This window comes from Pseudomonas sp., assembly GCF_049590575.1.
Classification (GTDB): Bacteria; Pseudomonadota; Gammaproteobacteria; order Pseudomonadales; family Pseudomonadaceae; genus Aquipseudomonas.
Window position 1 is genome coordinate 26,959 of sequence record NZ_JBAWDE010000287.1, and the last position, 10,050, is coordinate 37,008.

9 protein-coding genes are annotated in these 10,050 nt (G+C 60.7%); 7 read left to right on the forward strand and 2 right to left on the reverse strand.

Translation table 11 applies throughout. The features are described from left to right. Positions 1–319 precede the first annotated feature (319 nt). Complete coding sequence (locus tag WBR57_RS20175) at positions 320–2,545, forward strand: NADP-dependent isocitrate dehydrogenase (RefSeq protein ID WP_424085949.1); 2,226 nt, start codon at positions 320–322, stop codon at positions 2,543–2,545. A gap of 57 nt (positions 2,546–2,602) precedes the next feature. Here WBR57_RS20175 and WBR57_RS20180 read toward each other — a convergent pair whose 3' ends face one another. Together WBR57_RS20180 and WBR57_RS20185 are read right to left on the reverse strand one after the other, a co-directional pair. Further along, positions 2,603–3,475, reverse strand: coding sequence for a LysR family transcriptional regulator (locus WBR57_RS20180; protein ID WP_424085951.1), 873 nt, complete (start codon positions 3,473–3,475; stop codon positions 2,603–2,605). Positions 3,476–3,547: 72 nt separating this feature from the next. Next, the gene (locus tag WBR57_RS20185) at positions 3,548–4,444 is read right to left on the reverse strand and encodes a DMT family transporter (protein WP_424085953.1); all 897 of its coding nucleotides are present in this window, start codon (positions 4,442–4,444) and stop codon (positions 3,548–3,550) included. Between the two features lie 126 nt (positions 4,445–4,570). Here WBR57_RS20185 and WBR57_RS20190 point away from each other — a divergent pair, with 126 nt between their 5' ends. The 6 genes from WBR57_RS20190 (at position 4,571) to WBR57_RS20215 (ending at position 9,981) form a co-directional block, all read left to right on the forward strand. Beyond that, complete coding sequence (locus WBR57_RS20190) at positions 4,571–5,017, forward strand: NUDIX hydrolase (protein WP_424085955.1); 447 nt, start codon at positions 4,571–4,573, stop codon at positions 5,015–5,017. A gap of 59 nt (positions 5,018–5,076) precedes the next feature. Continuing rightward, positions 5,077–6,201, forward strand: coding sequence for a tRNA 2-thiouridine(34) synthase MnmA (mnmA, locus tag WBR57_RS20195; RefSeq protein WP_424085957.1), 1,125 nt, complete (start codon positions 5,077–5,079; stop codon positions 6,199–6,201). Continuing rightward, entirely contained in the window at positions 6,198–6,821 is a 624-nt protein-coding gene (gene hflD, locus WBR57_RS20200; protein WP_424085959.1) for a high frequency lysogenization protein HflD, read from the forward strand. The genes mnmA and hflD overlap by 4 nt, the downstream gene beginning before the upstream one ends. A 123-nt stretch (positions 6,822–6,944) precedes the next feature. Continuing rightward, positions 6,945–8,315, forward strand: coding sequence for an adenylosuccinate lyase (purB, locus tag WBR57_RS20205; protein WP_424085961.1), 1,371 nt, complete (start codon positions 6,945–6,947; stop codon positions 8,313–8,315). Positions 8,316–8,399: 84 nt separating this feature from the next. Continuing rightward, positions 8,400–9,566 (forward strand): JmjC domain-containing protein, encoded by a 1,167-nt coding sequence (locus WBR57_RS20210; protein WP_424085963.1) that lies wholly within the window; start codon positions 8,400–8,402, stop codon positions 9,564–9,566. Further along, the gene (locus WBR57_RS20215) at positions 9,559–9,981 is read left to right on the forward strand and encodes a GNAT family N-acetyltransferase (protein ID WP_424085965.1); all 423 of its coding nucleotides are present in this window, start codon (positions 9,559–9,561) and stop codon (positions 9,979–9,981) included. The genes WBR57_RS20210 and WBR57_RS20215 overlap by 8 nt, the downstream gene beginning before the upstream one ends. The last annotated feature ends 69 nt before the right edge of the window (positions 9,982–10,050 follow it).

Sequence of the window (10,050 nt, forward strand, 5' to 3'; positions counted from 1 at the left end):
GGGCTGGGCGCCTGCGACCTTTAGACCAATGGACGACACACCTTTTGTATGAAGGCTCGGCGTAAGCATAGCGACCTATGTATAATGCCGCCGCTGACCAAAGAGTCACGACGGCTGACCGCTCTAGACAGATGCCCTCAGCCCACAAAGCAGGACTAATACAATAGTCCACCCGCTTGACGCTCGACTGATGCAACCCAACATCACCGCGAAGAAACCTCGACATTTCGCTCATGGATGACTTTGAACGAACGCGCTCCACCCGGCGCATCTCGAGTTTCTGCGCACGCTTTCAGCAAAGAAGAGAGTTAATCCGAATATGCCCACCCGCTCGAAGATCATCTATACCTTCACCGACGAAGCCCCAGCCCTCGCCACCTATTCACTGCTGCCTATCGTAGAGGCCTTCACCGCTTCCGCTGATATTGCTGTGGAAACCCGCGACATCTCCCTCGCAGGGCGCATCCTCGCAAGCTTCCCCGAGCAACTGGGCGACAAGGCTATCCCGGACCACCTCGCCGAACTGGGCGACCTGGCCGTTACGCCTGAAGCCAACATCATCAAGCTGCCTAACATCAGTGCCTCGACCCCGCAGCTGCAAGCGGCGATCAAGGAACTGCAGGCCCTGGGCTACGCCCTGCCGGACTACCCGGAAACCGTAACCACCGACGCGGAAAAAGAAACCCGTGCACGTTACGACAAGGTCAAGGGCAGCGCCGTGAACCCGGTACTGCGCGAAGGCAACTCCGACCGCCGCGCACCGCTGTCGGTCAAGAACTACGCGCGCAAGCACCCGCACAAAATGGGCGCCTGGGCGGCCGACTCCAAGTCGCACATTGCCCACATGACCAGCGGCGACTTCTACGGCAGCGAAAAAGCCGTGCAGATCGAAGCAGCCGATGCTGTCAAAATCGAGCTGATCGCCAAAGACGGCACCGCGACCGTCCTGAAAGAGAAGACCTCGGTTCAAGCCGGCGAGATCATCGACACCGCCGTGCTGAGCAAGAACGCCCTGCGCAGCTTCATCGCCGCTGAAATCGAAGACGCCAAGAAGCAAGGCGTGCTGCTGTCGGTTCACCTCAAAGCCACGATGATGAAGGTCTCCGACCCGATCATGTTCGGCCAGATCGTTGCCGAGTTCTACAAAGACGCCCTGGCCAAGCACGCTGCCGTGCTGGAGCAGATCGGCTTCAACCTGAACAACGGCATCGGCGACCTGTACGCTCGCATCAAGGCCCTGCCGGCCGACCAGCAAGCGCAGATCGAAGCTGACATTCAGGCGGTCTACGCCGCTCGCCCTTCGCTGGCGATGGTCAACTCCGACAAGGGCATCACCAACCTGCACGTGCCGAGCGACGTGATCGTCGACGCCTCGATGCCAGCCATGATCCGTGACTCCGGCAAAATGTGGGGCACCGACGGCCAGCTGCACGACACCAAGGCCGTGATCCCGGACCGCTGCTACGCCACCATCTACCAGGCGGTCATCGAAGACTGCAAGGCCAATGGCGCATTCGACCCAACCACCATGGGCAGCGTGCCAAACGTTGGCCTGATGGCGAAGAAAGCCGAAGAGTACGGTTCCCACGACAAGACCTTCCAGATCAAGGCTGACGGCGTAGTCCGCGCCACCGACAGCAAGGGCAACCTGCTGATGGAACAGAACGTCGAAGCCGGCGATATCTTCCGCATGTGCCAGACCAAAGACGCGCCGATCCAGGACTGGGTCAAACTGGCCGTCAACCGTGCACGCGCCAGCAACACCCCAGCCATTTTCTGGCTGGACCCACAGCGCGCGCACGACGGCGTCGTGGTCGAGAAAGTTCAGGCTTACCTGAAAGACCACAACACCGACGGCCTGGACATCCGCATCATGTCGCCGGTCGACGCGATGAAGTTCACCCTGGAGCGCACCCGCAAGGGCCTGGACACCATCTCGGTGACCGGTAACGTACTGCGCGACTACCTGACCGACCTGTTCCCGATCATGGAACTGGGCACCAGCGCCAAGATGCTGTCGATCGTACCGCTGATGAACGGCGGTGGCCTGTTCGAAACCGGCGCCGGCGGCTCGGCGCCCAAGCACGTGCAGCAACTGGTTGAAGAGAACTTCCTGCGCTGGGATTCCCTGGGCGAGTTCCTGGCCCTGGCCGCGTCCCTTGAGCATTTGGGTGTGACGTACAACAACCCGAAAGCCCTGGTGCTGTCCAAGACCCTGGACCAGGCCACCGGCCAGTTCCTCGACAACAACAAGTCGCCATCGCGCAAAGTCGGCAACATCGACAACCGCGGCAGCCACTTCTACCTGGCGCTGTACTGGGCCCAAGCCCTGGCCGCCCAGACCGAAGACACTGCACTGCAAGCGCAGTTCGGCGAACTGGCGAAAACCCTGGCCGACAACGAGGCGACCATCGTTGCCGAGCTGAACGCCGTACAGGGCAAGCCCGTGGACATCGGCGGCTACTACGCGCCGAACCCCGAGCTGACCAGCAAAGCCATGCGCCCAAGCAACACACTGAACGCGGCCATTGCCAAGTTGAAGTAAGGTTGTAAGGATGCATCACACACCCCGGCCACGTGCCGGGGTTTGTGTTTTCAGCACTTACGCAATGCCGTACTCGTTGCGCCACGCGGCCTCGATAATTGCCAGGAGCCGGGGCCTGTACCAAGGCTCCCAGCCCACCCTCTGCTTGAGCTCGACCCCAAACCCCGGCAGCGCAGGCAAATGCGCCAGCGCTTCGAGGTTTTTCAGGCCCGGCACTTGAGCAAGCCATGGTAAAAGCGTCACGCCGACTCCCGCCTGGACCGCTGAACGCAGCGACATCAAGTCTTCACATTCGTACACACAGCGCCACCTGATGCCGCTCTCCTCCAAACGCCGAATAGCCAAGCTCCTGAACACGCAGGGCGCCTTGAACAGGGCCAGCGAAATCTCCTGCCCTTCGACCGGGGCTAACGCACGCTCGCCCCCCAACCACATCAACGAAAGCGTATGCAAAGGCACGCCAGCGACTTTTGGCAGCTCATCAATCATCAGGCCGATATCGATTCGCCCATCACTGAACGCCTCTGCAAGCAACATGGAACGCGCGACCTTGACCACAATTCGGACTGAAGGCAACTCAAGCGCCACAACAGGAATAATGCGCTGCAGGATTTCCTCGCTGAAATATTCGGGAATACCCAGCGTCACGGACTCTTGAGCGCGACTGACATCAAACAGGCTACCCACCTTGTCGTTAACGACGACCATCTGCTGGGCATAACCGCTCAGGCGCTCTCCTTCGAGGGTGAGCAACACCTGTCGATTGTCGCGGGCAAAAAGCGCGACGCCCAGCAAATCCTCAAGTCGTCGAATTTGCTGGCTGATTGCCGGCTGGGTCAGGCTCAACGCTTGCGCAGCCCGGGTGAAACTGCCCAGCTCTGCGACCTTGAGAAAACTTCGCAGCGACTGAATATCAAGATTGACTCTCATGAAGCACCCATGCGAGTGAGTGAATATTCCTCGCCATTAGTGCAAGGCGCTCGCTATATCTGTCAAGACCAGCTACTTGCCACGTACATGATTCATCCAGTAAACCCCACAGCCAGAAACAACAAACCCCACAATCGCCACCGCACTCGGCACCTCACCCAACACCAACGACGCCATGATCTGGGTGACGGCCGGAATAACATGAAACAAGTTGGTCGCCTTACTCGCCTCCCCTCGCCTAATCATCAAATACAACAACGTCAGCGCCCCTACGGAGTTCATCACAGTGATCCACGCCACAGAGGCGGCGAATGGCGCCCACTCGGTGACCTGCATGGTTTCCGTGGTGTAAGCGAGTCCCCCCATGACAAACGACGCGATGGCCATCTGAATGAAACAACCCACCCATAAATTGACGCCGCCGAGAAAGCGCTTCTGATAGAGCGTTCCAAGCGTGATTCCCAGCAAAGCCAAGCCAACCGCGCCATAACCGCCGAGGGCTGCCTCGGAACCAGAAAAACTGCTGGCCACGACGATGGCAACGCCGCCGACGCCCAGGATCGAACCGGGCAGGTCACGCCATCGCAAGTCTTCGCCGAGGCAGAAATACGCACCGATCACCACGAATACCGGCATCAAACCCACAATCAAGGCAGCCTGCCCAGCTGGAACGCCCTGGCTGATCCCGGTGTAGAGCCCACCGAACTGCAGGGCCTGCAGGAGCAGACCCACGGCGGCTGCATGGAGATAAGGCGTCAGCCGTTTCGGCCACTCAGCCTTGATGGCGAGCGCCACCCCCAGGAAAACCAAAGCCGCCAGGGCAAAGCGATAGAACGTCATGGTGAAGGGCTCGCCATAGCGCACACCGAATGCGCCGCCGATGTACCCGGAGCTCCACAGAAGAATGAAGGCAATGGGCAACGGCGATGTAAGACGTACTTCATAACTTTTGTGGGCAATGGGCTTCATTACATTTCTCCAGTGGCGACTGCTCTGGAGCGTTAAACTGCGCCGCAGCCACGCCTGGGTAAAATCATAAAATGTCAGGCGCGACATGCCGTTTGCTTATGCACCCGCCCACATCGAGAGCCGCTTATGACCTGGCAACCCCACATCACCGTCGCCACCATCGTCGAAGACCACGGCCGCTTCCTGATGGTCGAAGAACTCAAGGGCGGCCGCGCCGTGCTCAACCAGCCCGCCGGCCACCTGGACCCGAACGAAACCCTGACCGAGGCCGCCGTGCGCGAAACCCTCGAGGAAACCGGCTGGGACGTCGAAGCCACCGGCATTGTCGGGATCTACCTGTACACCGCGCCCAGCAATGGCGTGACCTACCAGCGCGTGTGCTTCACCGCCAAGGCGCTGAAACACCACCCAGACTATCAACTCGACGAAGGCATCGTGCGTGCGCGCTGGCTCACCCGTGACGAGCTGATGGCCCTGCGTGACGCCTGGCGTAGCGAGCTGATCATCCGGTGTATCGATGATTATTTGAGCGGCCAGCGCCACAGTCTCGAATTGATCCGGCCTTCTCTTTAGCCTTGAGGGCTAGGGCCTGATAGAATCGCGTCCTTTTTCAAGACACCCGTTGAAACCCTATGCGTGATCCAGCCCCTTCTGACACACAAAAGAAGCGCGTCATCGTCGGTATGTCCGGCGGCGTGGATTCTTCCGTTTCCGCCGTTCTGCTCATGGAGCAGGGTTATGAGGTGGAAGGCCTGTTCATGAAGAACTGGGAAGAAGACGATGGAACGGAATATTGCACCGCCATGGACGACCTGGCGGACGCCCAGGCCGTGTGCGACAAGATCGGTATCAAGCTGCACACCGCCAACTTCGCCGCCGAGTACTGGGACAACGTGTTCGAGCACTTCCTGGCTGAATACAAGGCCGGCCGCACGCCGAACCCGGACATCCTGTGCAACCGCGAGATCAAGTTCAAGGCGTTCCTCGACTACGCCATGATCCTTGGCGCCGACCTGATTGCCACTGGCCACTACGTGCGCCGTCGTGATATCGACGGCCGCACCGAACTGCTTAAAGGCCTGGACCCGAACAAGGACCAGAGCTATTTCCTGCACGCCGTCGGCGGCGAACAGATCGCCAAGACCCTGTTCCCGGTGGGCGAGCTGGAAAAACCCGAAGTGCGCAGGATCGCCGAGAAACACGGCCTGGCCACCGCCAAGAAAAAAGACTCCACCGGGATCTGCTTTATCGGCGAACGCCGCTTCAGCGACTTCCTCAAGCAGTACCTGCCGGCCCAGCCAGGCGAAATCAAGACCACTGAGGGCGATGTCATCGGCCGCCACCATGGCCTGATGTACCACACCATCGGCCAGCGCCAGGGCCTGGGCATCGGCGGCTTGAAAGACGCCGGTGAAGAGCCGTGGTACGTGCTGGTCAAGGACCTGGAGCACAACGTGCTGATCGTCGGCCAAGGCAACGAACACCCGCTGCTGTTCTCGGGCGCGCTGCTGGCTTCGGAGATCTACTGGGTCAACCCGATCGACCTGAGCACCCCGCGCCGCCTGACCGCCAAAGTGCGCTACCGCCAGAGCGACCAGCCCTGCACCCTGGAAAAAACCGCCACCGGCTACCGCGCCACCTTCGATGACCCGCAACGCGCGGTCACCCCGGGCCAGTCCGTGGTGTTCTATGACGGCGAAATCTGCCTGGGCGGCGGCGTGATTGAAGTCGCCGAAGCCTGGAGCAACCCGGCATGAGCCCGACCCAGGAGCAATTGACGGCGCTCGGCGGGGTTTTCCTCGCGGCGGTGCTGGTGGACAAGATCGCCAAGACCGGCCAGGTCACCGAGGCCGGCCTGACCTGCATGCTCGGCAGCCTGCTGATCCGCGACCCCAAGGACACCCTCGAAGTCTACGGTGGCGATGACCTGGCGCTGCGCGAAGGCTATCGCGCGCTGGTCGGCGCGCTGGAGCGCGACCCCAGCACCCTGCAGCGCGAGCCGTTGCGCTACGCGCTGTCGATGCTCGGCCTGGAGCGTCAATTGGCCAAACGTGAAGACATGCTGGAGATCATCGGCAAGCGCCTGCCGCAGATTCAGTCCCAGGTGGAACACTTCGGCCCGGCCCACGAAAACGTGATCGCCGCCTGCGGTGCGCTGTACCAGGACACCCTGAGCACCTTGCGCCAGCGCATCCAGGTGCACGGCGACATGCGCAACCTGCAACAACCGAACAACGCCTCGAAAATCCGCGCCCTGCTCCTGGCGGGTATTCGTTCGGCGCGGTTGTGGCGGCAGTTGGGCGGGCATCGCTGGCAGCTGGTGATCAGCCGACGCAAATTGCTTAAAGAGCTTTACCCGTTGATGCGCAACGAATAAGTCGCCGCAACCGAATTTTTATAGCCTCACGCGTAATACGCCGGTCAGTTGGCAACGGACCGGCGGATTTTTTCATGTATGATACGCGCCCCATTTCGTTGCCCGACTGTCCGAGAACACCCCATGCAGCTTTCTTCGCTCACTGCGGTTTCCCCTGTTGACGGCCGCTACGCCGGCAAAACCCAGGCCCTGCGCCCTATTTTCAGCGAATACGGCCTGATCCGTGCTCGCGTTCTGGTTGAAGTGCGCTGGCTCCAGCGCCTGGCCGCTCACCCTGCCATCAGCGAAGTGCCGGCGTTTTCCGCCGAAGCCAACGCCGTGCTCAACACCCTGGCGGAAAACTTCTCCCTAGAGCACGCCGAGCGTGTGAAAGAGATCGAGCGCACCACCAACCACGACGTCAAAGCCATCGAATACCTGCTCAAAGAGCAAGCGGCCAAGCTGCCGGAACTGGCCCAGGTCAGCGAGTTCATCCACTTTGCCTGCACCAGCGAGGACATCAACAACCTGTCCCACGCCCTGATGCTGCGCGAAGGCCGTGATGACGTGATGCTGCCACTGATGCGCCAGACCGCCGAAGCCATCCGCGAACTGGCCATCCGTTTCGCCGCCGTGCCGATGCTGTCGCGCACCCACGGCCAACCGGCTTCGCCGACCACCCTGGGCAAAGAACTGGCCAACGTGGTGTACCGCCTGGAGCGCCAGATCGCTCAAGTCGCCGCCGTACCGCTGCTGGGCAAGATCAACGGCGCAGTGGGCAACTACAACGCCCACCTCTCCGCCTATCCAGAAATCAACTGGGAAGAAAATGCCCGCGCCTTTATCGAAGACGAACTGGGCTTGGGCTTTAACCCGTACACCACGCAGATTGAACCGCACGACTACATCGCCGAGCTGTTCGACGCCATTGCGCGCTTCAACACCATCCTGATCGACTTCGACCGCGATATCTGGGGTTACATCTCCCTGGGCTACTTCAAGCAGCGCACGATTGCCGGTGAAATCGGTTCGTCGACCATGCCGCACAAGGTCAACCCGATCGACTTCGAAAACTCCGAAGGCAACCTCGGCATCGCCAACGCCCTGTTCCAGCACTTGGCCAGCAAGTTGCCAATCTCCCGCTGGCAGCGCGACCTGACTGACTCCACCGTACTGCGCAACCTCGGCGTGGGCTTCGCTCACAGCGTGATCGCGTACGAAGCCAGCCTCAAGGGCATCAGCAAGCTTGAGCTGAATGAGCAGAAAATCGCTGCCGACCTGGACGCCTGCTGGGAAGTCCTGGCCGAGCCAATCCAGACCGTGATGCGCCGTTACAACATCGAAAACCCGTACGAAAAGCTGAAAGAGTTGACGCGCGGCAAGGGCATCAGCCCTGAAGCACTGCAAACTTTCATCGACGGCCTGGACATGCCAGCCGCCGCCAAGGCCGAGCTGAAACTGCTCACTCCGGCCAACTACATCGGCAACGCTGTAGAGCAAGCCAAGCGCATCTGATCATCGCTCGACCCTTTGAGACGCCCGGCCGCGCCGGGCGTTTTTATTCAAGTCTGAAAAGTGCTTTTTTTCAATAGGTTACACATGAATCCTGATATCCCTCTTCAACTTCTTGGCGGCATCACTGCACGGGAATTCCTGCGCGACTACTGGCAGAAAAAGCCGCTGCTGATCCGTCAGGCCATTCCTGATTTCGAAAGCCCGATCGACGCCGACGAACTCGCTGGCCTGGCCCTGGAAGAGGAAGTCGAATCGCGCCTGGTCATCGAACATGGCGAGCGTCCGTGGGAACTGCGCCGCGGCCCGTTCGCCGAAGACACCTTCAGCACCCTGCCGGAGCGCGAGTGGACCCTGCTGGTGCAGGCAGTCGACCAGTTCGTGCCGGAAGTCGCCGAACTGCTCGAGCAGTTTCGCTTCCTGCCGAGCTGGCGCATCGACGACGTGATGATCAGCTTTGCCGCGCCCGGTGGCAGCGTCGGTCCGCACTTCGATAACTACGACGTGTTCCTGCTGCAAGCCCAAGGCAAGCGCAACTGGAAAATCGGCCAGATGTGCAGCTCCGAAAGCCCATTGCTGCAACACGCCGACCTGCGCATCCTCGCCGAATTCGAAGAAAGCGCCGAATGGGTGCTGGAACCGGGCGACATGCTGTACCTGCCGCCACGCCTGGCGCACTTCGGCATCGCCGAAGACGATTGCATGACCTACTCGGTCGGCTTCCGTGCACCGAGCGCCGCCGAAGTGCTGACCCACTTCACCGACTTCCTCAGCCAGTACCTGACGGATGAAGAGCGCTACACCGACGCCGACGCCCAGCCGGCAAGCGACCCGCACCAGATCCAGAGCGACGCCCTCGACCGCCTCAAGAGCCTGCTGGCCGAGCACATGAGCGACGAGCGCATGCTGCTGACCTGGTTCGGCCAGTTCATGACTGAGCCACGCTACCCGGAACTGGTCGCCGGCGAAGAACTCGACGAGCAGGACTTTATCAGCAGCCTGGAAGACGGCGCGATTCTAGTGCGCAACCCAAGCGCACGCCTGGCCTGGTCCGAGGTGGACGACGACGTGCTGTTGTTCGCCAGCGGCCAGAGCCGTTACCTGCCAGGCAAACTGCGTGAGTTGCTGAAACTGGTGTGCGCCGCCGATGCCCTGCACGCCGAAAACCTCGGCGCCTGGCTGGCGGACGAAGACGCTCGCGACCTGCTGTGCGAGCTGGTCAAGCAAGGAAGCCTGGGGTTTGCCGATGAATAGGATTCACGTAAGTGTCGCGGACTGGCATAAGGATATAGTCGAGATTCGGCGCATTCGTGAAGCGGTATTTGTCGCTGAACAATCGGTTCCCCCGGAGCTTGAGTGGGATGCCGACGACGCAGACGCCATGCATTTCCTGGCGTTCGAGGGCGACTTTCCGATTGGCACCGCACGCCTGCTGCCCAGCGGCGAGATCGGCCGCGTGTCGGTGCTCAAGGACTGGCGCGGGCTGAAGGTCGGCGACAAGCTGATGGAAGCGGTGATCGGCCAGGCCGAGAAACGCGGCCAGACGCGGCAGTTCCTCAGCGCGCAGGTGTACGCGGCGCCGTTTTACGAGCGACTGGGCTTCAAGATCGTCAGTGACGAATTCCTTGAAGTCGGGATTCCGCATGTGGATATGGTGCGCGAGGGCTGATCTAAGACCGAGTCGCTCTTATCGCAGGCAAGCCTGCTCCCACATTTGGAATGCATTTCCCTGTGGGAG